The organism is Streptomyces sp. NPDC051041 (genome assembly GCF_044456065.1).
Lineage (GTDB): Bacteria > Actinomycetota > Actinomycetes > Streptomycetales > Streptomycetaceae > Streptomyces > Streptomyces glaucus.
Genome location: NZ_JBITFM010000007.1, coordinates 64,389 through 90,474, shown reverse-complemented (window position 1 = coordinate 90,474; position 26,086 = coordinate 64,389). Strand labels below are relative to the sequence as shown.

Below are 26,086 nucleotides of genomic sequence, written 5' to 3'. Positions count from 1 at the left end.
TCGGGGAGTTGTGATCACTTAAAGGCAACAAAGCGACACAGAGGGTCATCAGTGACCCCTGTTGCGCAGAGTGGTGAGCAAATACGCACAGAACAGTGCGGCCAATGACAACATCAGCGCACTGCCCATGGGTTGGGCGATCATCCGCAGCGCGGCGGACAGATAGCGCTCCCCCCCGAAGGGCCACTGCGCCAGGAACACTTCCCGCAGCCGCACCGGAAACCCGGCCGCGGTCCGCACCGACGGCCCCTCCCAGACCCTGTGCACCAGGGGGACGACGAGCACGGGAACGGCCACCACCGCCGCGAGACCGGCCGTGGTCGACCGGAAGACACCCGCCGCCAGGACGCCGGCCCAGGCGCATCCGATCACCAGGCCGACCCAACCCGCGCCCAGGGAAAGCCAGTCGGCGGGAACCCTCACGAGTTCCGGCCCGTAGAAGAGGTAGAGCACTTCGGCGTCGCAGCCCACCGTGAGGACGGCCAACACCGCGGCGGTGGCCGCGGAGACGAGAAGCTTGGCGGTCAGCAGCCCCAGCCGACGGGGCACGGTGCCGCGGTCCGCCGCCAGGGCGGGATGGCGGAACTCGTCGCCGAAGGAGAGCGCGCCGAGCAGTCCCGCGCCGAGCGCCGCGGGCGGCAGGGGGGCTTCCCGCGGCCACGCGGCGAACAGGAGCGGCTGCGGTGTGTGACCGGCGCGGCCCAGGATCACGGCGGTGACGGCGGACACGACCAGCACGGCGGCCGAGGTGAGGAATCCCGTGCCGATACCGGTGGCGCGGCGGAACTCGTAGCGCAGGGGGCGGAGCGGGCCGGGAGCGGAGCGCACGGAGACGGGCGGCGGGAGGAAGGACGAGGGCCGGGCCTCGAGGGCGTGCGGGGCCGGGGCCCGCCCGGGACGGGCGGCCGGCAGGTGCGGGTCGCCGGGCGCCCGGGCGCCGTCGGAGGCGGGTGTTTCCGGGACGCCCCGTGGCTCGCCGTCGACGGGCCGGGCCTCATCGGCGGACGGGCGGGGTCCGCCGGCCGAGGGGCCCGGAGCCCGGGGGGACGGTCGTGGGTCGCCGGGCGGCGGCTCCTGGACCCCGGCGGACGGGCGCGGTGTGCCGAGCGGCAGCGCCTGTCTTCCGGCGGGCAGGCCCGGATCGCCGGTGCCCGGCCTCCGCTCCCCGGTGGACGGGCACGGTGCGCCGGGGAGCGGATCCCGTTCCGCGGCGGACGGGTCCGCTTCACCGGTGAGTGGCTCCGGGCCCCCGGTGGAGACGTGCCGCACGCCGGTCGCCCGACGCGCGCCGACGGCCTCCCCCGGCTCCTCGGCCGGCGTACGGCGTGTGCCGGCCGTCCGCCGCGGCTCGGGCGACCGGCCGCCCTCCGCATCGGCGGGCGGCGGTTCCACGGGCGGCGCCCCCGCGCCCGGCCCCATGTCCCCGACCTCGTCGGCCAATCGATGGACGAGAATGCCGTGGCGGAACGCGGCCTCCCCGACGTCGGCGCAGGTACTGCCGTACACGGAGAGGCGGTTGCCGCTCTCTCGTACGACTTCGACGGAGCGCTGGGCGGCGCGCGCCTCCTTGGCGAGGAGAGCGGCGAGGCGTGCGGCGTGCGGGCTGCGCACGGCGACGCGGGGACGCAGCCGGGTACGGGCGAAGTCCGCCGCCTCCTGGTCGGCGACGAGCCTGCCGTGGTCCAGCGTGACGACGCGGTCCGCGGTGCGCGCCGCCTCCCTGGGGTCGGCGGTGGTGAACAGGACCGTGCCGCCCTGGGCCGCGTACGCGCGCAGCATGTCGTGCAGCCAGCGGGCCTCGCGGGCCGAGAGCCCGTCGGCCGGATCGTCGAGCACGAGGGTGTGCGGGTCGGCCAGCAGGGCACAGGCCAGGCCGAGGCGGCGGTCCATGCCGCGCGAGAGGGTGCCGAGGCGTTCCTCGCACAGGCTCACCAGGCCGACCGCTTCCAGGACTTCGTCGGCACGCCGGACCGGAACGCCGACGGCGGCGCACAACAGGCGCAGATGACCGCGTACCGTGCGGGCCGGGTGTCCCGGTAGATCGCCCAGCAGCACGCCGACTTCGCGCGCGGGATGGGCGATGCGGTGCAGGGGACGGCCCCTGAAGTGGGTGACGCCACGGCCCTGTTGGAGTTCGAGCATGAGTCTGAGCGCCGTCGTCTTGCCCGCGCCCGGTGCTCCGAGCAGTGCGGTGACGCGGCCCGCGCGCGCCTCGAAGGAGACGTCGTCGACGGCGGGAGGAAGCTCTTTGCGGGGGTTGCTGGTCAGTCCGAAGGCCTGGATCATTCGCAGCAAGATAGCGTGCTATGTCCGGTTTTTCGGTCACGCGAGGCCCGCTTCGCGCTGGACGACCGGCCATGTCGGGCCCCTGCGCCGTTCGCCTTCCGGGGCGGGTCACGCCGTACGCGGACGTCGGCGCCGGTGGGTGCGCACGGCCGCGCTCGCGCCGCCCGAGTCCCGTACCGGAAGCAGCCTCCCCGGCCCCGGGACGCAGGCCCGGCGTCACACCTCGGGGCGCAGCATCGGGGGGTTGAGCAGCGTGGCGCCACCGGCGCGGAAGAGCTGAGCGGGACGGCCGCCCTGACGGGTGGTCGTACCGCCGGTGGGGACGAGGAAGCCCGGCGTGCCCGTCACCTTGCGGTGGAAGTTGCGCGGGTCGAGGGCGACACCCCATACCGCCTCGTAGACGCGGCGCAGCTCGCCGACGGTGAATTCGGGCGGGCAGAACGCCGTGGCCAGCGACGAGTACTCGATCTTGGACCGGGCCCGCTCCACCCCGTCGGCCAGGATCCGGGCGTGGTCGAAGGCGAGCGGCGCCACCGGCTCGCCGTCGCGCCCGTACCCGCCCTGCTGCAGCAGTTCCTCGACCGGCGCCCAGCGCGCGTTGCTGGCGTCGCCGCCGGCCCGTGGGGCGGGCAGGTCGGGGGCGAGGACGAGGTGGGCGACGCTGACCACGCGCATCCGGGGATCGCGTCCGGGGTCGCCGTACGTCGCCAGCTGCTCCAGGTGGGCACCGTTGTCCTGGGCGGGTACGGACGGGTCGTGGACGCTCAGCCCGGTCTCCTCGGCCAGCTCGCGCGCCGCCGCCTGCGCCAGGTCCTCGTCGGCCCGGACGAAACCACCGGGCAGAGCCCAGCGCCCCTGGAACGGCGGTTCGCCCCTGCGGACCGCCAGCGCGCACAGGGAATGGCGGCGTACGGTCAGCACGACCAGGTCCACGGTGACGGCGAAGGGCGGAAAGGCTGACGGGTCGTAGGGCATGCGGCGATCATAGTCGTCTGCCTGACGATAAACACTCCCTTCGCCGGCCGCATCGGCAGTTGATCGATTTCGGTCGGGAAGGGGTCTCATCACCTGCTTCCGTTTGTCATGCGATGCCGTGTTCCGCCAGGTCATCCGCCCAATTGCAGTCCGTCGGCCGCCTCCTCGACCAGTGCGAGGCCGAGGCGGCTGACCCGGACGGAGAGGGGGGCTTCCGCGACGCGCAGCCCGGTGAGGGCGATCTCGCCCAGGGGGGCGCTGCGCACGGGCCGCAGTGCGACTGTCCCGGAAGGGACGTCGGGGCGGATCCCCGCGAGGGTGGTGACCAGCAGGACGGCGGCGGCCGCCGCCGTGGCCGCGGGACGGCAGGCCGCCGGGTGCGGCAGGGGCGCGCTCCCCTCCGCGCGCTGTTCCCCCGCGTACATCTCGGGCAGCCGGTGGCCGAAGGTCCCGGCCGCCGCCAGTACGCCCCGCAGCAGCGCGCTCGCCTCCTTCTCGTAGCCGGCTCCGCCCAGGCCCGCGACGGCGATCGCCGTCTCATGGACCCGTACGGCGCCGGCGCGGTGGCCGAAAGGGTTGTATCCGGCTTCCCCGGCGCCGAGTCCGCGCAGGCCCCAGCCCGAGTCCATGACCGGACTTCCGAGGAGCCGGGCCAGTTGTCCGGTCCGCGCCTCGTCGAGGAGCCCGGGCGCCCGCGTGCCCCCGCCCAGCAGGCCGGTGTCGAGGAGGTGGACCGCGGCCGCGCCCAGGTACGGGACGAGGCGCCCGTCCGGGGTCCGGGCAGCCGCGGGCCGGCCGCCTCCCGGACCGTCGATCCAGAGCTCCTCCCGGAACGCCGTCCGCAGTTCCTCGGCCCACTCCCTCAGCGCGGCGCCGCCCGGCCTGCCGCAGGCGTCGAGCAGATCGGCGCCGAGCAGTGCGGCACGGTGGGCGTGGGCCTGGGTCTCGCAGCGGAGGGGGCCGCCGGGCTGCGGGTCCGGCAGATACGTCCCCTTGCCCACGGCCGTCCGCAGCCAGACCAGACAGCGCTCCGCCGCCGGCAGCAGCTGCTCCGTCTCGTGCTCGGGGAGCCCCCAGCGGCGGGCCTCCGCGAGGAGCGCGGGAAAGAGCAGGGTGGCCTCCGTGCCGGTGCAGCCCGGCGGCAGGTGCGGGCCCGCGTCCCGGCGCGGCCCGGGGATCATGCCGAACCGCGGTCCGGGATCGCGGAGTTGGACACGGGCCAGGGTGCGCAGGGTGCCCGCGGCCAGGCGGGTGCCGAGGGGCAGCGCCATCCGGGCCGCGGCGAGCGCCTCGGCGGGTGCCAGGCCGCACCGCCAGGGCGCCCCTGCCGCGAGGTGGGTGTCGGCGGGATGTGCGGGATCGCGCAGCAGGAGGGACCGGAGGTCCTCGATGCTGGTCCGCAGCAGCGCGGCGACTGCGGGGTCGTCGCCCGTCGCGCGTGCGGCGGCGAGAGGGCCGGTCGCCGCGTGGCCCGCGGCCCGGAGGCGGCCCGCGCCGTCCAGCCGTACGCGCAACTCCACGCTCGCGCTGCCGCCGGGAGGTATCTCGAACTCCCACCGCAGGAGGCCGGCGGAGGCCAGCGCGTCGGCGGGCGGCGGGTCGGCCGTCACGGACGAGCTGCCGGTGGGGCCGGACCAGCGCAGGCCAAAGGCGTGGACGTCGGCGGACAGTTCGGGCCCCGCGGCGCCGGACGCGATCGCGCCCAGTTCGGCCAGGTCCGTGCCGAGTGCCACCTCGACCGGCAGGCGCAGCGGGCGGGGTGCCGAGCTGCGCAGCGTGATCCGTTCCGTGCCGTCCGCGTGCCGGGTTCGCTCGACGACGACGTCCGGATCCGGTCCCGCCGGGGAGGACGCCCGGAGGGTCGCCACGAAGCGGACGCTGTCGGCGGCGACCATCCTCGCCTGGACCACGAGCGGTTCCCGGCCGGCCACGCGAAGCCGGCACCGGGAGAGCAGACGCCGGCCTGCCCGGTAGAAGCCCTCCAGTCCCCGCCCGGTCAGCTGACCGTGTTCCGCCGAGATGGCCAGGCCCGGAAGGGCGACGCAGATCATGGCGGTGTGGGTGGACGGCAGGTCGCCGGAGCGGCGGGGCGACGGGAGGGCGGCACCCCGGGGCGGGACGCCGTCGGGAGCGGCGCGGAGCGGACGCGGGGCCCGGTCGGCGGCCGGAGGCAGGACGGCGCTCGGGCCGGGGGACCGCGCGGGTCCGCGTGCCGCGGGGTGGCCGGCCGTGGAGGGCGGAGTCGGCTGGTGCATGGGAGTGCTTCCTTCGTGCTCGGTACGCCCCCGGCATGGGCGACGCCAGCCGGGAGCCCCGGCGGGACGTGGGCGGTGCGGTGTCACGGCCCGTCCAGGCGTTCCACCACTCAGGTGAACGGAACCGGCCTCCTTCGGGTAACGCCCGCAGCCGTGCGAGCGGTCCGGCTGGTCGTTGCGGTACGGTTCGCCGCCGTCGGTTCGCGCAGGCCTCCCGCCGCCCGGGTCCTGGCCGGACAGCGGCGGAGTCGCGGGCGGGTCCCGGTGGACCGGGGACGCGTTGCTCGCCGCCGTGCGGCGGCCCGTGTCGGCGGCGTCGGCTCCGGAGCCGCTCATTCCTCTCCCGCGGTGCCGTGACCTCCCGCGGGGACTCCCCCCGGACCGGAGCCGCGTCGGCGCACGATCCCCTCCGCGCGCCGACGACCACGACCGGGACGAGTGCCGCCGGCGGGCGTGCGCGGACGGGAGGCGGTGGTGCCGCGCTCGCGGCCCTGCGGCTGCGCACGGCGAGGACGGCCGTCGGCGGTTCCGCTGGAACGCGTACCGCTGGGGCGGCGGGGAGGGGTCTCCTGCCCGGGTCCGGCCGCCCCGTGTTCCACCGGATCCACGGCGTCCTCCCTCCGATCGGGTCCGTCGCTTCCCGCGCGCTCGCGGCCCGCGCCCTCCGCGGATCCGCGGCCCCCGCTTTCCGCGCGCCCGCGATCCTCGCGTTCCGTGCGCAGGCAGCGGCGGACCGACTCCGGGTCGAGGCCCTCGTTGCAGGCCTGGTGCAGGAGCCGGGCGAAGAGGTAGTCGGGGTCCGCGGCCAGGGCCATGGCGAGGGCTTCCCGGGCCTCCAGCTCGTCGCCGGTGGACCAGGCGACCCAGCCGGCGAGGGTGAGGGGCGCCGCGGCGTGTTCGCCGTAGGGTCCGACGCAGCGACGGGCCAGCGCCCGCCAGAGACGGAGGGCGGGACCGGCCTCGTCGCCCTCCATCCACTCCGCCGCGCGGTCGCGGGTGGTGCGGTCCTGCAGGCCGAAGATCAGGGCCGCGGCCTCGTCGTGTCCGATCAGTTCGTCGTCGCGGAGGTCGGCCGTGAGCGTGCCGGAGACGGGCGGCGCCCCGGCGAGGCGGTCCATGATCCGCTCGGCGAGCGCCAGCGTCTCGCCGGCCACCCCCGCGCGGCTCGCTTCGTCGAGGATCCTGGGGACCAGCGCCATGCCGGCCGTGTCCAGGGCCGCCTCCTGTTCGAGGGCGGCGGAGGTCTCCCAGGGGAGCAGCCTGACGCGCAGCTCCCGCAGGGTGCCGCGCACCTGGATCCCGGCGTAGGTGGCGGCGGCCGCCAGCACGGAGGTGCCGGGCAGCCCCATCGGCGTTCCCTCGGCCGGGCAGCACGACTCGTTCTCGCAGCAGTACGACCACAGGCGTCCGTCGGAGACGCACAGCGCCTCGACCACCGGCACGTCCAGTGCCCCGCATTCGACGCGCAGCTTCTGGGCCAGGGGCCGCAGTCGTTCCATGACCTGCCGGCCCGACTCGCCCTCGGACGGTTCCTGGCAGACATAGGCGACCATCTGCTCGGGCCGGGCGCCTCTGCGCTCGCTGCCGGTCACCAGGCCGTGGGCCAGCTGCCGGGCCGCGAAGGCCCAGTCGTCGGCGTTGGCGGGGATGCCCAGCCGGGCCCGGCCCCCGAACCTGCCCCGCCCGCCCCTGTCGTGCAGGGCGACCAGGACGATGCTGTCCTCGGGCCGGTATCCGAGCAGGTAGGGCAGGGCGTCGGCGAGTTCGGCCGGGGTGCGCAGGGTGACCTGGTGCTCGGCGCCGTGGCCGTCGTAGGTGGTGCAGGCGAGGTGGTCCGCGGGTCGGATGCGCTGGTCGTACCGGGCCGGCGCGTCCCGCTCGCCGGGCGTGGCGGCGCCCGGGGGCACCTCGGGTCCGGCGGGCCTGTCGCGGAGGCCGGGTCCCTCGTGCCGCTCCGGCCCCCCGCGCCCGGTGATGTCGCCGCTGTCGGCGGGTCCGGTCGTTTCGCTGTGGTTCGTCATGCGCCGACGATCTCGCGGATCGCGAAGTTCCGCTTGACCTGTGGACAACTCCGATCAGGGACACGTCACCCTCGGCCGGCCTCGGGTCGCCCGCGGGGCCACGGGTGCCGCGGCCGCCACGGCCGGTCCCGGCGAAGCCCGGGCGTCGAAGCCTTGGAACCGACGGCCGGCGGAGCCAGGACGCCCGGCCCTCGCTGCCCGGCGCCGCCCGGACCGTCCCGCACCGCTGCCCGCGCTGTCAGTGCCGTCCTGTTGTATGGAACGCATGGAGCACACGAGCAACGCGGATCTCCGGACAGCCGCCGACGCGGTCCTCGCCCGTCTCGTCGGAGACGACACGGCCCGGCTGCGCGAGGACCAGTGGCGGGCCATCGAGGCGCTGGTCGCCGAGCGGCGCCGGGCGCTGGTCGTGCAGCGCACGGGCTGGGGCAAGTCCGCGGTCTACTTCGTGGCGACGTCGTTGCTGCGGGCCCGGGGCAGCGGCCCGACCGTGATCGTCTCGCCGTTGCTCGCGCTGATGCGCAACCAGGTCGGCGCGGCGGCCCGGGCCGGCATCCACGCGCGGACCATCAACTCCTCCAACACCGAGGAGTGGGACGCCGTCCAGGCCGAGGTCGCCGCGGGCGAGGTCGACGTCCTGCTGGTGAGCCCCGAGCGGCTGAACAACCCGGACTTCCGCGACCAGGTGCTGCCCAAGCTCGCCGCGGCGACCGGACTCCTGGTCGTGGACGAGGCCCACTGCATCTCCGACTGGGGCCACGACTTCCGCCCGGACTACCGGCGGCTGCGCACCATGCTCTCGGACCTCCCGCCCGGTGTGCCCGTGCTCGCCACCACCGCCACCGCCAACGCGCGCGTGACCGCCGACGTCGCCGAGCAGCTCGGCACCGGGGGCACGTCGGACGCCCTGGTGCTGCGCGGCCCGCTGGACCGGGAGAGCCTGAGCCTGGGCGTGCTGCGGCTGCCGGACGCCGCCCACCGGTTGGCCTGGCTCGCCGACCACCTCGGCGAGCTGCCGGGTTCCGGGATCGTCTACACGCTCACGGTGGCCGCCGCCGAGGAGGTCACGGCCTTCCTGCGGCGGCGTGGGCACGCCGTCGCCTCCTACACCGGGAAGACCGAGAACGCCGACCGGCAGCAGGCCGAGGACGACCTGCTCGCCAACAGGGTCAAGGCCCTGGTCGCCACCTCCGCCCTCGGCATGGGCTTCGACAAGCCCGACCTGGGCTTCGTCGTGCATCTCGGCTCGCCGTCCTCCCCCATCGCCTACTACCAGCAGGTCGGCCGCGCCGGGCGCGGTGTCGAGCACGCGGAGGTGCTCCTGCTGCCGGGGAAGGAGGACGAGGCGATCTGGGACTACTTCGCCTCGCTGGCCTTCCCCGCGGAGGACCTGGTGCGCCGCACGCTCGACATCCTCGCGCGCGCGGAGGGACCCGTGTCGCTGCCGGCCCTGGAACCCCTGGTGGAACTGCGCCGTTCCCGGCTGGAGACCATGCTCAAGGTCCTCGACGTGGACGGAGCGGTCAAGCGGGTCAAGGGCGGCTGGATCGCCACCGGGCAGCCGTGGACGTACGACGCGGAGCGGTACGACTGGGTCGCGCGGCAGCGGAAGGCCGAACAGGAGGCGATGCGCGCGTACGCGGCGACGACGGGCTGCCGGATGGAGTTCCTGCGGCGGCAGCTCGACGACGAGAGCGCCGGTCCCTGTGGTCGCTGCGACAACTGCGCGGGTCCGCGCTTCACCGCCGACACGTCCGTCGGCGCACTCGACGCCGCGCGCGTCGATCTGGGCAGGGCCGGCGTCGAGGTGGAGCCCCGCCGTATGTGGCCGACCGGGCTCCCGGCCGTCGGCGTCGCTCTGAAGGGCCGCATCCCGGCCGGTGAGCAGGCCGCGCCCGGGCGGGCGCTGGGACGCCTGTCGGACATCGGCTGGGGCAACCGGCTGCGGCCGATGCTCGCGCCCCAGGCACCGGACGAGCCGGTGCCCGACGATGTGGCGAGGGCGGTGGTGGACGTACTGGCCGACTGGGCCAAGGGCCCCGGCGGCTGGGCCTGCGGGGCCGCGGACGCCCCGCCTCGTCCGGTCGGCGTGGTCACCCTCGCCTCGCGCACCCGGCCGCGGCTGATCCGCTCCCTCGGAGCGCGCATCGCGGAGGTCGGCCGGCTGCCGCTGCTGGGCTCCGTCGAGTACGCGGGCGACGCGCCCCGGGCCTCCCGGAGCAACAGCGCCCAGCGGCTGAAGGCGCTCGACGGGGCGCTCACCGTGCCGCCCGCCCTGGCCTCCGCTCTCGCCGAGCGCCACGGGCCGGTTCTCCTCGTGGACGACTACACCGAGACCGGCTGGACCCTCGCGGTGGCGGCCCGCCTGCTCCGCCGCGCCGGCGCCCAGGGGGTGTTGCCGCTGGTGCTGGCCGTACAGGGGTGATCACGTGCCGGTGCCGCAGTCGGTTCCCCGCACCCGCGACGGCCGAAAGGCCCCGTCCGTGCCGCCCGTCACCACGTGCGGGGGCGAGGCCCTCGGACGGCCGGCACTTCCGTGACGCGCGGGCATGCCGGGCGTGCGGGTCCCGTGCGTCAGCCGCGGACCCCCGAGCAGGGATATAAGACGCGCATCATCCGATAACGGTAGACGGCAGCAATTGCTCGTTGCCGCAATCACGTTCGACAGGAAGAATTGAAGTCCGCTCCCCGCACGACTCGTCCATGATCCGGTAGGGCTTCGCTGCGGTGCGCCCCCGAATCCGATCCCGCCCGCAGTGGGCGCGTAGCCGAAGGGAGGAACGTGACCTTCGGATTCGCTCCGTCCTCGGCGGCATCATTGTCGTCGTCCGCCGCTTCCGCCACCCGTGTGCTCGAACCGGCGGAGTGGGCCGCCGCCGGCATCCCGCTGCTGCGCAACCCCCGGGAAGTCGTCAGCGGGCTGCACTCCCGGCACCGGCCCAAGCCGCCGGCCGTGATCGTGGCCGTGCTCGACCCCGACGAACGGCTGCGCGCCAGCGCCTCGTTCACTCCCCGCCCGGCCTCGGCCGACGGTTGGCTGTTCCGCAACGTACTGCTCGCCCAACTGCGCCGGATCATCCCGCACGACCTGCGGCGCCGCACCCCCGTGCGCACCGCCGTGCTGCTCCGCTGCCGTGAGGGCGACGCGCGTTGGACGGAGGAGGACGGCGCGTGGATGTGGGGTCTGCGGGACGCCTGCACGCTGCACGGGCTGCGCTGCGGGGCGTACATCACGCTGACCCGGGACGGATGGCAGGTCCTCGGCGAGGGCCGCGGCGGCCGTCATCCCCACGCGGATTCGGCGCCTGAGCCGTTCGCCGTCTCCGAGGTACCGCCCCCACCGCGCACCGGCGGGGCCGCCTCCGAGATACTGCGCCGCGTGGCGGCCCGCTGAGCAGGGTCCCGCCCACCCGCCCCGGCGGCACGTACGGGAACGCGCACGCCCCTTCCGTGCGGCGGCGCGTACGACCCGTCCGTACGGCGGCCGGAGCACCCGAGACGGCGGCGGCCGCCTTCGGGCCCGATCGCCTCCGCCCGCGCGGGCATGCCGAAGTCGCCACCGTGCGGATGCCGGCACGGCGGCGCCCACCCGCTCCGGGCGTCCGGCCGGACGCGACGACGTCGGCTCAGACCCCCGCGCCCAGCGCCGAGTTGATGCGCTGCGGATCACCGCAGACGATCAGCAGGGAGCCGGCCCGGGAGCGGGCCAGGGAGAGGGCGGCGGCGGCAGCGGCTTCGGATCCGCCGTTGACGGCGACCACGACCACGGGGCGGGAGGCGGCACGGTCCGCGACGGCGGCGTCCGCGTAGAAGACGTCGTCGCCCGCGTCGTGCTGGGCCCAGTAGGAGTCCTCGCCGAAGGACAGTTCGTGGGCGGCCCACGGATGCGGCTCGCCGGTGGTGATCACCAGCACGTCACCGGGGGCGCGCCCCGAGTCCAGGAGCAGGTCCACGGCTTCCTCGGCGGCGTCGAGCGCGCCTTCGGCGGAGGCCGGGATCAGCTGGATCTGCGGAGCGGCCGACACGGCGGCGGGGGCGGCCGGACCGGACGGTCCGGGCTTGGCCGCCTCGCGCGGCGTACGCTGCACCGGAGGCGTGGGCCGGAGCGGGCCGGGACGGCCGGGGCGCGACGGAGCCGCGGGACGGGGACCGGGTACGGGACGGGGGGTCGGCGCGGTACGGCCGCTGGCCGGCGTGGCGCGGGGACCCTGGGCACTCTCGTGAATCTGAGGCTCCTCGGGAATGAGAGGCATGAGCTGATGTTTATCAAACGTTGGTACGGCTCGCGTCGGCGGGTGGCACATGAGTGCGAGCGGAACCGTCAGAAATCGAAGCCAAGCTGACCCTCGATGTTCGGAACGCTTCCTTCCGCCGGGTTGCGGACCTTCTTGAGGTGCCGCCACCGGGGCAGCGCATCAAGATACGCCCACGACAACCGGTGATACGGGGTGGGGCCCCGCACCTCCAGTGCGGCCTTGTGCACGGGCGACGGATACCCGGCGTTGTCCGCAAAACCGAAGTCTGCATGGTCGATACCCAGTTCGGCCATCATTTTGTCGCGCTGGACCTTGGCGATCACCGAGGCCGCCGCGACCGCCACGCAGGACCGGTCGCCCTTGACCACCGTGCGGACTTTCCAGGGCGTCCCCAGATAGTCGTGCTTGCCGTCGAGGATCACCGCGTCGGGGCGGACCGGCAGAGCCTCCAGGGCGCGCACCGCCGCCAGCCGCAGCGCGGCGGTCATCCCCAGGTCGTCGATCTCCTCCGGGGAGGCGTGCCCCAGGGCGAACGACGTCACCCACTTCTGCAGTTCCTCCGCGAGCTCGGTGCGCCGCTTGGCGGTGAGCAGTTTGGAGTCGGTGAGTCCTTCGGGGGGTCGGCGCAGTCCGGTGACCGCCGCGCAGACGGTGACGGGGCCGGCCCACGCGCCGCGCCCCACCTCGTCGACACCGGCAATGACCTTCGCCCCGGTCGTGGCGCGAAGAGAGCGCTCGACGGTGTGAGTGGGTGGTTCGTACGGCATGGCGCCCTTAGCGTACGCCGCCCGGAACCCGGCACGACACCCCGGCTTCCCCGAGCGGCGCCACGACCGGAACACCCCGGCTCGGGCACCCGCCGGCCGGAGCGGCGGAGCCGCCGGATCGTCGACCATCTCTTCCAGACTTCGATCCGGACATTCGCAGACGCACATTTCGAAGCAGCGCATCACCGCAGCCGGGACGGCACTGCGGACACGCCCGTTCGTCGCGCCGAACCACGCTTCATCTGCCAGTGAGCGTGGGAAGGTTGCCTTTCGGAGTGTTCCGGCGATCCATCCGAAGCCCTCTTCGAGAGCGACCCCACGGAAGCGCACCGGTCGAACGTTGTCGCATTCGTGAATCGCCGCGCGAAGATCAGAACCGGGGTGGGGGGAACGTCGTGTCGCGCGCCCCGCGGCACGGCGCCCCATGCCCCCTCCTTCGGCACTCGCGTCCGGCTCACGTGCGCACCCCTGCGCCTCACGCGGCGGGCGTCACCCCCAACGAGCCTCTGGTCACGGAGAGTTACCAGCATGCGCGGGGAGTGCCCGGGCGACTGCCGGGACGCCCGGGAAACCGCGTCCGGAACGTCCGCCCGTACTGTGACCGCACGGGTCCGCCGAGTTGCCGTTGATCAGGAGTCGGCGGGGGGTATCCGCTGCAATGGGCCTGCCGGTGTTCCTCAGCGGTAGCCGGCCAGGCCGTCGGCAAGTTCCTCCTCGTCGCCGTCACGGACCGCGTGGAGGGCCTGCTGCAGGGCGAAGGTGCCGCGGATCGCGGCGATGCGGCTGCGGAGTCCGTGGTCCGACCAGCTGCCCAGGGCGAGCACCCGCTCCAGGAACTCGCGGCCGTAGCCGGCGCCGACGGCCGCGAGGTCCTCGGCCGGGTCGCCGACTGCGACATCGTCCCAGTCGAGTACTCCGGAGAGGCGCGGCAGGCCGTGCGTCCACTCCCACAGGACGTTTTCCGCACCGAGGTCGCCATGCACCACTGCCCGGGTGAGGTGGGGAAGGCTGTCGAGTGCTGCGAGTTCCCGCTCGGCCCGTAGGCGCCCGCTGTCGGACATGAGCCGGAACAGCTCCGCGCGCACGTCCTGCGCGAACCGCCGCCACCGGCCTTCCGGCGCTCGGGGGAGAGCTGCTCGTACCGCCGCGTCGGCGCCGGCCCGGGTCAGCGCGGACAGCAGCGTGGCGTACTGCGCCGCCACGGTGCCGGCCACTCGGGCATCGTCGAGCGCGTCGGTCCGCAGCGGTTCCCCGGGGATGCGGCCGAGTACCAGGAACGGCACCTCGCCGGTGCCGTGGGCGTCGTGCTGGAACAGCGGCTCAGGCGTGCGGAAGCCGAGATCGAGCCCGGCGAGTGCGTGCAGTGCGGCCGCCCGCCCGGGCAGCCGGGCGGCCGCTGCCCGGGTGCGAGGCAGGCACACGACGCGGTCCGAACCGATGACCACGATGTGGAACTGCCCCTGACGCACTGTGAGATCGTCCGGTTCGTCGTCGGGCAGCAGACGGCTCAGCAGAGCGCGATGCGTCGTACGAATGCTCATGAGTGTGACCTCTGGATCCTTCGGCGGGTCGGAGGCGGTGTGCGCGAAGTGCTTGCTGTCAGGCCGCGCCGGCGAGCGGGCGTCCGCCCCGGCGCATGCCCTTCCGCGGCGGATGCGGGCCCGTTCGCCACCGCCCATCCAACCGTCGCGGCCACCGTCCCGGCGAACGCCCCGGAAGCACTGATCACCGACGACACCGGTCTCCCCGAGGACGGGGACGGCCGGGCCCGGCGCCCCGGAACCGCCCGAGCGGTGCCGGCCGGCCGAGCGGCCCGCCGGCCCCCGCGGCGCACCCGCGCCGACACGGACCCGGCCAGGCCCCGCTAGGCCGGCCCCGGCACCCAGTCCGGCAGCGGCTCCGTCCGCCGCACCCACTCGGCGGGCGGCGTCCCCGCCCGCCCGGCGGCCAGCACCCCGCCCACGATGGCGCAGGTGGTGTCCACGTCCCCGCCGGCCTGCGCGGTCGTCCAGAAGGCCCGCTCGTAGTCGCCGAGAGCCCGCGCCGCCGACCAGAGCGCGAAGGGCACGGTGTCGTGGGCGGCCGTACGCCGCCCGCAGCCCAGCACGGCCGCGACCGTGGTCGCGTCGGCGTAGTCGAGCAGGTCCCGGGCACGCCGCAGCCCGGCGCCGACCGCGCTCCTCCCCGGCACCAGCGCGATCACCCCGTCGAGCAGCGCCTGCGCGCTCGGCGGACCCTCGGGGGCCGCGGCCAGTGCGGCGGCCGCGGCCACGGCCATGGCACCGACCACGGCCTCGCGGTGCTGATGGGTGGGGTACGCGGAGATCTCGGCCTGGTGGGTCGCCTGCTCGGGATCGTCCCCGTACCAGGCGCCCAGCGGTGCGATCCGCATCGCGGCGCCGTTGCCCCAGGAACCCCGGCCGTCGAAGAGCGCGGCGGCCAGCTCCCGCCAGTCACCGCCCTCCCGGACCAGTCGCAGCAGACGGCCCGCCGCGGGACCGTACCCCCGGTCGAAGTCGTGGTGCTCGGCGAAGGACCGCGCCAGGGCGTCCTGGTCGATGCGGTGGTGGGCGGCCAGGACGGCGACCACGGAGCAGGCCATCTCCGTGTCGTCCGTCCACTGCCAGAAACCGGGCGGCAGTTCGCGGCGCTTCAGCAGCGGACGGTTCACCGGAACGAAGAACTGCGAGCCCAGCGCGTCCCCCACCGACAGTCCGCGCAGGCTGGCCAGGGCGCGGTCCAGGCGCCCGTCGAAGGAGGAGTCGGTGGTCATCGCCCCGCCACTCTATCCGGTGATCCCGTAGGGTTCCGGGTCCCGCCAGCGCTCGAAGGGCCGGTCGAGGGTGTACCTGCCGTCCTCCCCGAGAACGAGCATGCGGATCTCGCCGTTCCCCGGATTCGACAGCGACTCGAACTCCGCGACCGTCCAGTGGAACCACCGCATGCAGAACAGCCGCATGGCGAGGCCGTGGGTCACGATGAGGACGTTCGGCGGGTGGTCGGGGGCCTCGAAGCTGCGGAACAGGCTCTCCAGGAAGCCGCCGACCCGGTCGTAGACGTCGGCGCCGGACTCGCCCTGCGCGAAGCGGTAGAAGAAGTGGCCGTAGGCGTCCCGGTAGGCCTTCTGCAGCCGCACGTCCTCACGGTCCTGCCAGTTGCCCCAGTCCTGCTCGCGCAGCCGGGGCTCCTCCCGCACGCGTATCAGCTCGGGGTCGAGGTGGAAGGCGCGCAGCGTCTCGTGGGTGCGCCGGTAGGGGGAGACGTACACGCTGACGCGTTCACGGCCGAACAGTTCGCGCAGCCGCCTGCCCGTCTCCTCCGCCTGGCGCCGGCCGCGCTCGGTCAGGGCCAGCGCGTGGTCCGGTTCGCGCTCGTACACCGAATCGTCGACGTTTCCCGTTGATTCGCCGTGCCGGACAAGAACGATGCGCTGTGGTCGTGCCATGCCAAAACCCTAGATCGGGCCGAGGACCGCCGAGCACTCGTACGGCCCTCGTACAGCGTAGGTCACACGGTTCCCGCACCACGGGCCGCGCAAGGGGCGGGGGCGACGGGGCCGGTGATCAAACGGTCCAGGCGGGTTCCAGGTCCACGATGTCCCCCGTCAGAGCCGCGATGTCGGCCTCCGTCTGGGCCCGCAGGGCGAGCCGTTCGACGCGCTCGGTGCGGTACTTGCCGTGCTCGGCGGCGGACCGCCACATGGACAGCACCAGGAACTCGTTCCCGGGCGCCTCGCCGAACAGGCCGCGGATCATGCCGGGTGAGCCGGCCATCGCGGGGTTCCAGACCTTCTCCTGCATCAGCACGAAGTGCTCGGCCCGCTCCTCGTGCACGCGGCAGAGCGCCACCCGCAGCAGGTCGGCGTCCGTGAACCGCGGTTCGAAGCCGGTCTTCACGTCGAAGCGGTGGTCGAAGAGCCTGACCTGGGCGTCCTTGAAGGTGCCCGACTGGGCCGCGGCGAGCCGGTCGTGGGAGCGCGCCATGAAGGAGTCGTAGAAGGCGCGGCTCTCCCAGAAGGCGAAGACGTGCGCCACCTCCGGCCGCGCCCTGCTCCACCCGCCGCCCTGTCCGCGAAAACCCGGCTCCCCCAGAAGCCCCGCCCATTTCCGCTGCCCCCGCTCGAAACCGCGGCGGTCCACCACGGTGCAGCGAATCCACTTGACCAGCACCGCGCCATGGTAAGGCCACGGGACGTGGCGCCGGTCACGCTCGGACGGACGACTGCCCCGCACCCGCCCCCGCGCGTGGCAGGATGGACAACCGGCTGTGACCGTCCGGCAGTTGGGGTGGACGGGCGGAACGGCGACCGGGGAAGGGGAAGGGGAAGTCTGTGAACGGCCTCAACAAGGGGATCCGCAAGGTCGAGATCGCACTGCGGTGGGACCCGAATCCGGCGGGGCAGCCGCCCGCCGATCTCGACATCGTCGCCGCGACGTACCCGGCGAGTGATCCGTACGGCGATCCCGCCTACGTGGTGCACTTCGACAGCCGCTCCCCCGACGGCACCATCTATCTCAACCGGGACAGCCGGGACGGCAAGGGCTTCGGCTACGACGAGGTCATGACACTGGAGCTGGACCGGCTGGCCCCCCGCTACGCGCGCGTGGTGGTCGGCGTCGTCATCCAGCAGCGCCCGGCGGAGCGGACGTTCGTCAGCGTGATCAACCCGGGACTGCGCATCCGCGAGGACCACACGGTCCTGGCGGAGGACGACTTCGGCGGTGTCCTCGGGGCGACGGCGGCGACGGTCGCGGAGTTCGTCCGGGACGGCTCCGGCGTGTGGGACTTCCACCCCGGCGTGCACGGCTTCGACGGCGACCCCACGACGTTCACGAGGACCATGGGAGCCGCGCGCCGCTCCTGAGCCGCGAAGCGCCGCGACCGCGCACGGCCCACGCGGGCCAGGCCTCGGAGCAGGAGAGGGCGCCGGTCCGGAACCGGCGCCCTTCGCCGTGCGGGGGGAGGGCCGCGGGCTCACGGCACCGGCGTGACCGAGGCGGCCGAGGTGCTCGCCGCGGCGGACGGGCGCACGGACGCCACGGGAGCCGGCGGCCGGTTCACGCGGCGGGCCGGCCGGGGCGGCGGCACCGGTGAACCGGCACCGCCGCCCCGGCCGGAAGGCTCCCGCCCCCCTGGGGCGCGGGATCAGCTGCAGCCGCTGGTCGAGCCGCAGCCCTCGCAGATGTAGCAGGAGCCGGCGCGCTGCATCTTCGTACCGCAGGAGAAGCACAGCGGGGCGTCGGCCTGGATGCCGAGCTGCATCTCCACCAGTTCGGCACTGGTGTGGGCCTGCTTCGGAGCGGGCTTGACCGCCTCGGTCTCGGCCTTCGGCGTGGCGACCGCCTTCAGCTCCTGGGCGCGCGGCGCCGACTGGGCCAGACCCTCGACGTCGACCTCGTCGTCCTCGATGACCTGCTCGTACGAACCCGTCTCCAGGTGACGCTGGCGCTCCTCGGCGGAGTGGATGCCGAGCGCGGAGCGCGTCTCGAAGGGCAGGAAGTCCAGCGCCAGGCGGCGGAAGATGTAGTCGACGATCGACTGCGCCATCCGCACGTCCGGGTCGTCGGTCATACCGGCCGGCTCGAAGCGCATGTTGGTGAACTTCGAGACGTACGTCTCCAGCGGAACGCCGTACTGGAGGCCGACCGAGACCGCGATGGAGAAGGCGTCCATCATGCCCGCGAGGGTCGAGCCCTGCTTGGACATCTTCAGGAAGACCTCGCCGAGACCGTCGTCCGGGTAGGAGTTGGCGGTCATGTAACCCTCGGCGCCGCCGACGGTGAACGACGTGGTGATGCCGGGACGTCCCTTCGGGAGGCGCTTGCGGACCGGGCGGTACTCGACGACCTTCTCGACCTTGGGCTGCGGTTCCTGGGCGGCCTCGGTCTTCTTCTCGCCCGCGGAGTCCTTCTTCTTGGCGGAGAGCGGCTGGCCGACCTTGCAGTTGTCGCGGTAGATGGCGAGCGCCTTGACGCCCATCTTCCAGGCCTCGAAGTAGATCTCCTCGACCTCCTCGACGGTCGCCGTCTCCGGCATGTTGACCGTCTTGGAGATGGCGCCGGAGATCCACGGCTGGATCGCGGCCATCATGCGGACGTGGCCCATCGGGGAGATGGCCCGCTCGCCCATGGCGCAGTCGAACACCTCGTAGTGCTCGTGCTTGAGGCCGGGGGCGTCGATCACGTTGCCGTGCTCGGCGATGTGGGCGACGATCGCCTCGATCTGCTCCTCCTGGTAGCCCAGGCGGCGCAGGGCCTGCGGGACGGTGCCGTTGACGATCTGCATCGAACCGCCGCCGACCAGCTTCTTGAACTTCACCAGCGCGAGGTCGGGCTCGACACCGGTGGTGTCGCAGCCCATGGCGAGGCCGATGGTGCCGGTCGGGGCGAGCACGGACGCCTGGGAGTTGCGGAAACCGTTCCGCTCGCCGAGGCTCAGCACGTCCTGCCAGGCCTCGGTGGCGGCGTCCCACACCGGGGTGTCCAGGTCGTCCATGCGGACGGCTGCGCCGTTGGCGTCGGCGTGCTGCTTCATGACGCGCTTGTGGGCGTCGGCGTTGCGGGCGTAGCCGTCGTACGGGCCCACGATCGCGGCGAGTTCCGCGGAGCGGCGGTAGGCCGTGCCGGTCATCAGGGAGGTGATGGCGCCGGCGAGGGCGCGGCCGCCGTCGGAGTCGTAGGCGTGGCCGGTGGCCATCAGCAGGGCGCCGAGGTTGGCGTAGCCGATGCCGAGCTGGCGGAACGCGCGCGTGTTCTCGCCGATCTTCTGGGTCGGGAAGTCCGCGAAGCAGATCGAGATGTCCATCGCGGTGATGACCAGCTCGACGACCTTCTGGAAGCGCTCGGTCTCGAAGGACTGGTTGCCCTTGCCGTCGTCCTGCAGGAACTTCATCAGGTTCAGCGAGGCCAGGTTGCAGGACGTGTTGTCCAGGTGCATGTACTCGCTGCACGGGTTCGACGCGGTGATCCGGCCGGACTCGGGGCAGGTGTGCCAGTTGTTGATGGTGTCGTCGTACTGGATGCCGGGGTCGGCGCAGGCCCAGGCGGCCTCGGCGATCTTGCGGAACAGCTGCTTGGCGTCGACCTCCTCGATGACCTCGCCGGTCATGCGGGCGCGCAGGCCGAACTTGCCGCCGTTCTCGACCGCCTTCATGAACTCGTCGTTCACGCGGACCGAGTTGTTGGCGTTCTGGTACTGGACGGAGGTGATGTCGTCCCCGCCCAGGTCCATGTCGAAGCCGGCGTCGCGCAGGACGCGGATCTTCTCCTCTTCCTTGACCTTGGTCTCGATGAAGTCCTCGATGTCCGGGTGGTCCACGTCGAGGACGACCATCTTGGCGGCGCGGCGGGTGGCGCCACCGGACTTGATCGTGCCGGCGGAGGCGTCCGCGCCGCGCATGAAGGAGACCGGGCCGGAGGCGTTGCCGCCGGAGGACAGCAGCTCCTTGGAGGAGCGGATCCGGGAGAGGTTCAGGCCGGCGCCGGAGCCGCCCTTGAAGATCATGCCCTCTTCCTTGTACCAGTCGAGGATCGACTCCATGGAGTCGTCGACGGACAGGATGAAGCAGGCGGAGACCTGCTGGGGCTGGGCCGTGCCGACGTTGAACCAGACGGGGCTGTTGAAGCTGAAGATCTGGTGCAGGAGGGCGTACGCCAGCTCGTGCTCGAAGATCTCGGCGTCGGCGGGCGAGGCGAAGTACTTGTGGTCCTCACCGGCCTTCCGGTACGTCTTCACGATGCGGTCGATCAGCTGCTTGAGGCTGGTCTCGCGCTGCGGGGTGCCCACGGCACCGCGGAAGTACTTGCTGGTGACGATGTTGACCGAGTTCACCGACCAGAAGTCGGGGAATTCCACGCCGCGCTGCTCGAAGTTGACCGAGCCGTCGCGCCAGTTGGTCATGACGACGTCACGGCGCTCCCAGGTCACCTCGTCATAGGGGTGGACCCCGGGGGTGGTGTGGATGCGCTCGACACGCAGTCCCTTGCCCGCCTTGGCGCTCTTGGCGCGGGAACTCCGTGCCGGACCGCTCGCCGTCTCTGTCATGCCGCCTCCCTGATACGGGCAAAACGCCCTGAAGTGCCCCGTTTGTTCCCGTGGCACGTGTTCTGTCTGATGTCGCGGGCGTTCACTCGCATCGCCCGCAACAGGTCTTCTCGTCGCCGCCGACCGGCCGGCCCCGCACCGACGTCCGGGGCCGGCCCTCCGGTCAGTCGGCGGCGGCTGCGGGTTCGGGGACCTGCGCAGTCCCTCCGGGCCCGCGGTCGCCCTCCCGGCTCCCCGCACCCGTTTCCTCGCGGTCGCCTTCGTCCGCGCCGGTGCGTCCCGTCTGCTCCCTGAGTTCCGCGATGGCGGCCTCGAAGTCCTCGAGCGAGTCGAACGCCCGATAGACGGAGGCGAACCGCAGATAGGCGACGAGGTCGAGCTCCTGCAGCGGGCCGAGGATGGCCAGCCCCACGTCGTGGGTGGTCAGCTCGGCGCTCCCGGTGGCCCGTACCGCCTCCTCGACCCGCTGGCCCAGCTGGGCCAGCGCGTCCTCGGTGACGGGCCGCCCCTGGCACGCCTTGCGCACACCGTTGATGATCTTGGTGCGGCTGAAGGGTTCGGTGACCCCGGACCGCTTGATCACCATCAGTGAGCACGTCTCCACGGTCGTGAAACGACGGGAGCAGTCAGGGCACTGGCGGCGCCTGCGGATCGACGTGCCGTCGTCGGTCGTACGACTGTCGACGACACGGCTGTCGGGGTGCCTGCAGAAGGGGCAGTGCACGGACTCCAACCCTCCTCACAGCAGACTCAATAGCCTCGTCGGCCTCACGGGCCCCTCGAAGCAGCCCTAAGCATAGGCGATCACCGAGGGCCCGAAGACCGGGGGGACCACAACTTGTGGGCCGCTGTTGCAATCCAACCACTAGATGTGGGGATTGGCTCATACATACACGCCGTACCCGCATGTCACGCTTGAAAAAGCGCGGACCGTGCGTTCCACCGCGTCGCGCCGGACACGGCCGGCCCCGCACGCCCCACCGGGCACAGCCGTACACACCGCGTGTTCCACGATTCCCCGCCGGACACGGGCCCCGCTCCACGAGCCCCACGGCGCCGCGCCGGACACGGCCGCGCCTCGCGTACCCCACGGCGCCGCGCCGGACACGGCCGCGCCGCCGCGCATGCGGAGATACCGTGGGCGCCCCGAGGAGGGCGGGTGCGGCTCCCGTACAGGCGGGAGTCGGTACCCGCCGACGGGCGGGACGGGTGGCAGACTGGGCGGCGACCCACGAGGCGGCGACCCCGGCGGTGAAGAGTACAACAATGAGTTCTTTCGCCCGCCGGGAACAGCGGTGGCCATACACCTGGAAATGCGATCGCGTCAGTTAATCCGCGCTTTTTCACTCGAACGTGTGTTTGGCGCAACCTTTCGAAAGCAACTACCGTTGTCCAGCAGGGAGACCATCGAGAGGGGCCGACGTGACCACCACCGCAGACAGCGCCGCCATCACCGCCCAGGACCGCTCCCAGGGCCGAATCGAGCCGGTGCACGCGATGAACGAAGCCACGAACCCAGAGGGGCACAAGCGCTCCCTGCCGGGCCGACCCCCAGGCATCCGGGCGGACAGCTCGGGACTCACCGACCGGCAGCGCCGGGTGATCGAGGTCATCCGGGACTCCGTGCAGCGTCGCGGCTACCCGCCGTCGATGCGGGAGATCGGCCAGGCGGTCGGCCTCTCCAGCACCTCCTCCGTCGCACACCAGCTGATGGCACTGGAGCGGAAGGGCTTCCTGCGCCGCGACCCGCACCGCCCGCGCGCGTACGAGGTGCGCGGCTCGGACCAGGCCGCCCCCATGCAGCCCACCGACACCGCGGGCAAGCCCGCCGCGTCGTACGTCCCGCTCGTCGGCCGGATCGCCGCCGGCGGGCCCATCCTCGCCGAGGAATCGGTCGAGGACGTCTTCCCGCTCCCCCGCCAGCTGGTCGGCGACGGTGAGCTGTTCGTCCTGAAGGTCGTCGGCGACTCGATGATCGAGGCCGCCATCTGCGACGGCGACTGGGTCACGGTCCGCCGCCAGCCGGTCGCCGAGAACGGCGACATCGTCGCCGCGATGCTCGACGGCGAGGCCACCGTCAAGCGCTTCAAGCGCGAGGACGGCCACGTCTGGCTCCTCCCGCACAACTCGGCGTACGAGCCGATCCCCGGCGACGACGCGACCATCCTCGGCAAGGTGGTGGCCGTACTGCGCCGCGTCTGAGCACACCGACGGACGGGTCGCCGCGCCGATCCGCCGTCTCCTGACCGGGCCCCGGGACCTCTGCGCCGGTTCCGGGGCCCTGTGCTGCCCGCCCCGGTGACGGGCGGGTGTGAACCCGGGGGTGGCCTGTCGCAAAGCCGCGACAGGCCGCCCCCGGTCACGCGCTCTCCGCCTGCTTCGCGGCCGCGTCGATCGCGGCGAGCGACTTCCGTACCTGATTACGGTCCGTGGTGTACCAGAAGTCGGGCAGTGATGCCTTGAGATAACTGCCGTACCGGGCCGTGGCCAGCCTCGGATCGAGTACGGCGACCACCCCGCGGTCGCCCGACGCCCGCACCAGACGACCGGCGCCCTGAGCCATCAGCAGCGCGGCATGCGTGGCGGCGACCGCCATGAAGCCGTTGCCGCCGGCCTCCTCCACCGCCTTCTGGCGGGCGCTCATCAGCGGATCGTCCGGACGCGGGAACGGAATCTTGTCCATCACCACCAGCTGGCAGCTGGGGCCGGGGACGTCGACGCCCTGCCAGAGCGAGAGCGTGCCGAAGAGGCAGGTCTCCGGATCGGCCGCGAAGTTCTTGATCAGCTCCCCCAGGGTCTCCTCGCCCTGGAGCAGGATGGGGAACTCCGGGATGCGGGAGCGCAGCTCCTCGGCGGCCAGCTGGGCCGCCCGCATGGAGGAGAACAACCCCAGGGTGCGACCGCCGGCCGCCTGGATCAGCTCCGTCAGCTCGTCGAGCATGTCGGCGCGGTCGCCGTCCCGGGCGGGGCGTGCCAGGTGCTTGGCGACGTACAGGATCCCCTGCCTGGGGTAGTCGAAGGGCGAGCCGACGTCGACGCCCCTCCACTGCGGGACGTCGTCGCCCTCCGTGCCCTCGGGAGCGAGCCCCAGGGAGGCGCCGACGCCGTTGAAGTCGCCGCCGAGCTTCAGGGTCGCCGAGGTCAGGATGACCGAACGGTCCGCGAAGAGCTTCTCCCTGAGCAGGCCCGACACCGACATCGGGGCGACACGCAGGGAAGCGCCGAAGCGGTCGTGCCGCTCGTACCAGACGACGTCCCACTCGGAGCCGTTGACGATCCGCTCCGCCACGTCGTGCACGTTCTCCACGGAGGCCAGCGCCTGCTTGCGGACCGCGTCCTCGTCCTGGACCGACTTGTCGCGCGTCGCGCCGATCGCCGAGATGACCGTGCGGCAGGCGTCGCGCAGCGCCATGAGCGCGTAGCCGAGATCCTCCGGGACCTCCTCCAGACGGCCCGGCAGCGCCAGCTCCATCAGCCGCTCGAAACCCTCGGCGGCGGTCTGGAGCTGGTCGGCGGCCTTCTCGTTGACCAGCTTGGCGGCGCGGCGCACCGCGCGGTTGACCTGCCCCGGGGTGAGCTCGCCGGTGGCGACCCCGGTGACCCGGGAGACCAGTTCGTGCGCCTCGTCGACGATCAGCACCTCGTGCTGCGGGAGCACCGGGGCGCCCTCGATGGCGTCGATCGCGAGCAGCGCGTGGTTGGTGACGACCACATCGGCGAGCTTGGCCTGCTCACGGGCCATCTCGGCGAAGCACTCCGCGCCGTACGCGCACTTCGAGGCGCCCAGGCACTCCCGGGAGGACACCGACACCTGGGCCCAGGCGCGGTCCGAGACGCCGGGCGTGAGATCGTCCCGGTCGCCGCTCTCGGTCTCGTCCGCCCAGTCGCACAGCCGCAGCAGGTCCTGGCCCAGCCTGCTGGTGGGGGCGGCCGCCTCGAACTGGTCGAAGAGCCCCTCCTCCTCGTCCTGCGGGACGCCCTCGTGGAGCCGGTGCAGGCACAGGTAGTTCGACCGGCCCTTGAGCATCGCGAACTCCGGGCGGCGGCGCAGCAGCGAATGCAGCGCCTCGACCGTGCGCGGCAGGTCCCGCTCCACGAGCTGGCGCTGCAGCGCCAGGGTGGCGGTCGCCACGACGACCCGCTCCCCGTGCGCGAGCGCGGGCACCAGATAGCCCAGCGACTTGCCGGTGCCGGTACCCGCCTGGACCAGCAGATGCGAACCGTCGTCGATCGCCTCCGCGACGGCTTCGGCCATGGCCACCTGGCCGGGACGCTCCGTGCCGCCGACGGCGGCGACGGCGGCGTGCAGGAGTTCTGGGAGTGAGGGCTTCGTCATAGCGCGACCACCCTACGGCCCGGCACTGACAAACGGGTGATCAAGGTGGGGACGAAGGAGGGGATCAAGACCGTGGGCTCCTTGGCGGAGAGGAGGGCGAGCAGCGGGCGGTGCGCCCGGAGGGGACGGGTGACGCCGCGACGCGGCGCTACGGCAGCCCGCGCGGGGACCGCTCCCGGACCATGAGGGCGGCCCGCTTGGCCGGCAGATCGACCTCGGCGGAGAACCGGAAGCCGGCGTTCAGGAAGGCGGCGACGGACGGGACGTTGCGGAGGTCGGGTTCCGCGACGACGCGGGCGCAGGTGCGCCGCCTGTCCAGCACGAGGTCGGCGACGGCCCTGAGCAGGGTGCTGCCCAGCCCTCGCGCACGGTCGGCGGCCTGCCCGATGAGGAGGTGGATCCCGGTGTCGTGCGGCCGGGCGGGATAGTGCCGGGCCAGCGGATCGAGGTCGGCCCGGTAGATCTCCCAGTAGCTCATCGGCCTGCCGTCCAGCACGCCCACGCAGGGAACGCTGCGTCCGTCGCCGTCGAGCTGGGCCCGCACGTGCTGCTCGATCACGCTCCGTGGTGCGGCCAGCTCCCAGAACGCGGCGACGGCGGGGTCGTGCATCCAGCGGCCGATGAGCGGGAGGTCCCGTTCGACGCGGACGGGGACGAGGTGGAACAGGCCCGCGGCGGTGCCGACCGGGCCCCAGTCGGCGACGTGGTCGAGCAGGTCGCCGCCGGCCGGGAACCCGAAGGGCGCGGCGGGCACCGCCGGCCCGTGGGGGACGCGCGGTGCTCCGGGCACGTGAGGCAGGGGGGCGGCGCCGGCCGTGGTGGCGCCGGTGTCACGGACGGCGAGGACGGGGGCGGGCCGCGCCGTCCCCGCGGCCCGCCCCGGCCCGCCCGGGCCGGCGTCCGCCTCCTGCTGTGCGCACAGCGCGCCGAGTCCGTCGGGCAGCCGCAGGTCCAGCGTGTCCTCGCCGTCCGTGCCGGTACCGGTCCCGCCGGTGTCCGGGTTCGTGTCGGTGCCGGCGGTCGGGGCCGAACCGGCGTCGGCGGTCGCGTCGGTGGGGGGCACGGCGGCGCTCCTCTCGGGAGTCGGGGCGGGGCCCCCGGGACCGGGGGCGGTGCGGGAGGGGGGTTCCTCGTGGCCGGAAGCGGA

Annotated in this window: 18 protein-coding genes; 4 read left to right on the top strand and 14 right to left on the bottom strand. The window is 73.4% G+C overall.

Features of this window, described 5'->3' with window-relative positions; genetic code table 11:
- Positions 1-48: 48 nt before the first annotated feature.
- The 4 genes from ACIBAI_RS14505 to ACIBAI_RS14490 all read right to left on the bottom strand — a co-directional run bounded on the left by ACIBAI_RS14505 (position 49) and on the right by ACIBAI_RS14490 (position 7,537).
- Complete coding sequence (locus ACIBAI_RS14505; RefSeq protein ID WP_399034103.1) at positions 49-2,286, bottom strand: ATP-binding cassette domain-containing protein; 2,238 nt, start codon at positions 2,284-2,286, stop codon at positions 49-51.
- A gap of 216 nt (positions 2,287-2,502) precedes the next feature.
- Positions 2,503-3,261, bottom strand: a complete 759-nt coding sequence (locus ACIBAI_RS14500; RefSeq protein WP_344602398.1) for an NUDIX hydrolase — start codon at positions 3,259-3,261, stop codon at positions 2,503-2,505.
- Between the two features lie 131 nt (positions 3,262-3,392).
- Positions 3,393-5,312, bottom strand: coding sequence for a glycogen debranching N-terminal domain-containing protein (locus ACIBAI_RS14495; RefSeq protein ID WP_399034419.1), 1,920 nt, complete (start codon positions 5,310-5,312; stop codon positions 3,393-3,395).
- Positions 5,313-5,848: 536 nt separating this feature from the next.
- Positions 5,849-7,537, bottom strand: coding sequence for a DUF4192 domain-containing protein (locus ACIBAI_RS14490; RefSeq protein WP_399034100.1), 1,689 nt, complete (start codon positions 7,535-7,537; stop codon positions 5,849-5,851).
- Positions 7,538-7,802: 265 nt separating this feature from the next.
- Here ACIBAI_RS14490 and ACIBAI_RS14485 point away from each other — a divergent pair, with 265 nt between their 5' ends.
- Positions 7,803-9,962 (top strand): RecQ family ATP-dependent DNA helicase, encoded by a 2,160-nt coding sequence (locus ACIBAI_RS14485; protein ID WP_399034098.1) that lies wholly within the window; start codon positions 7,803-7,805, stop codon positions 9,960-9,962.
- A 357-nt stretch (positions 9,963-10,319) separates the two neighbouring features.
- A complete protein-coding gene (locus tag ACIBAI_RS14480) occupies positions 10,320-10,931 on the top strand; it encodes a hypothetical protein (RefSeq protein ID WP_399034096.1) in 612 nt (203 codons plus the stop codon).
- A 232-nt stretch (positions 10,932-11,163) separates the two neighbouring features.
- Here the strand turns inward: ACIBAI_RS14480 and ACIBAI_RS14475 are convergent, their stop codons facing one another.
- From ACIBAI_RS14475 to ACIBAI_RS14450, 6 genes are all read right to left on the bottom strand, one after another.
- The gene (locus tag ACIBAI_RS14475; RefSeq protein WP_399034094.1) at positions 11,164-11,790 is read right to left on the bottom strand and encodes a hypothetical protein; all 627 of its coding nucleotides are present in this window, start codon (positions 11,788-11,790) and stop codon (positions 11,164-11,166) included.
- Positions 11,791-11,858: 68 nt separating this feature from the next.
- Positions 11,859-12,560, bottom strand: coding sequence for a ribonuclease HII (locus ACIBAI_RS14470; RefSeq protein WP_399034092.1), 702 nt, complete (start codon positions 12,558-12,560; stop codon positions 11,859-11,861).
- Between the two features lie 677 nt (positions 12,561-13,237).
- Complete coding sequence (vph, locus tag ACIBAI_RS14465) at positions 13,238-14,101, bottom strand: viomycin phosphotransferase (protein WP_399034091.1); 864 nt, start codon at positions 14,099-14,101, stop codon at positions 13,238-13,240.
- A 323-nt stretch (positions 14,102-14,424) separates the two neighbouring features.
- The gene (locus ACIBAI_RS14460; protein WP_399034089.1) at positions 14,425-15,333 is read right to left on the bottom strand and encodes an ADP-ribosylglycohydrolase family protein; all 909 of its coding nucleotides are present in this window, start codon (positions 15,331-15,333) and stop codon (positions 14,425-14,427) included.
- Positions 15,334-15,345: 12 nt separating this feature from the next.
- Positions 15,346-16,005, bottom strand: a complete 660-nt coding sequence (locus ACIBAI_RS14455; RefSeq protein ID WP_399034087.1) for a histidine phosphatase family protein — start codon at positions 16,003-16,005, stop codon at positions 15,346-15,348.
- Between the two features lie 118 nt (positions 16,006-16,123).
- Positions 16,124-16,729 (bottom strand): YdbC family protein, encoded by a 606-nt coding sequence (locus ACIBAI_RS14450; protein WP_399034086.1) that lies wholly within the window; start codon positions 16,727-16,729, stop codon positions 16,124-16,126.
- Between the two features lie 161 nt (positions 16,730-16,890).
- Between ACIBAI_RS14450 and ACIBAI_RS14445 the strand changes: the two genes are divergently transcribed.
- Positions 16,891-17,424 carry a TerD family protein gene (locus ACIBAI_RS14445; protein ID WP_399034084.1) on the top strand — a complete coding sequence of 178 codons (534 nt, stop codon included), beginning with the start codon at positions 16,891-16,893 and terminating at the stop codon, positions 17,422-17,424.
- Positions 17,425-17,705: 281 nt separating this feature from the next.
- On the opposite strand, the gene ACIBAI_RS14440 is transcribed toward ACIBAI_RS14445, so the two are convergent.
- Positions 17,706-20,603 carry a vitamin B12-dependent ribonucleotide reductase gene (locus ACIBAI_RS14440; protein WP_399034082.1) on the bottom strand — a complete coding sequence of 966 codons (2,898 nt, stop codon included), beginning with the start codon at positions 20,601-20,603 and terminating at the stop codon, positions 17,706-17,708.
- Positions 20,604-20,766: 163 nt separating this feature from the next.
- On the bottom strand, positions 20,767-21,327 hold the full coding sequence (gene nrdR / locus ACIBAI_RS14435) for a transcriptional regulator NrdR (protein WP_399034080.1): 561 nt from the start codon (positions 21,325-21,327) through the stop codon (positions 20,767-20,769).
- A 698-nt stretch (positions 21,328-22,025) separates the two neighbouring features.
- Between nrdR and lexA the strand changes: the two genes are divergently transcribed.
- Positions 22,026-22,805, top strand: a complete 780-nt coding sequence (gene lexA / locus ACIBAI_RS14430; RefSeq protein WP_399034078.1) for a transcriptional repressor LexA — start codon at positions 22,026-22,028, stop codon at positions 22,803-22,805.
- Between the two features lie 157 nt (positions 22,806-22,962).
- Here the strand turns inward: lexA and ACIBAI_RS14425 are convergent, their stop codons facing one another.
- Together ACIBAI_RS14425 and ACIBAI_RS14420 are read right to left on the bottom strand one after the other, a co-directional pair.
- Positions 22,963-24,939, bottom strand: a complete 1,977-nt coding sequence (locus tag ACIBAI_RS14425) for an ATP-dependent DNA helicase (protein WP_399034077.1) — start codon at positions 24,937-24,939, stop codon at positions 22,963-22,965.
- Positions 24,940-25,087: 148 nt separating this feature from the next.
- Positions 25,088-26,002 carry a GNAT family N-acetyltransferase gene (locus ACIBAI_RS14420; protein WP_399034075.1) on the bottom strand — a complete coding sequence of 305 codons (915 nt, stop codon included), beginning with the start codon at positions 26,000-26,002 and terminating at the stop codon, positions 25,088-25,090.
- Between the last annotated feature and the right edge of the window lie 84 nt (positions 26,003-26,086).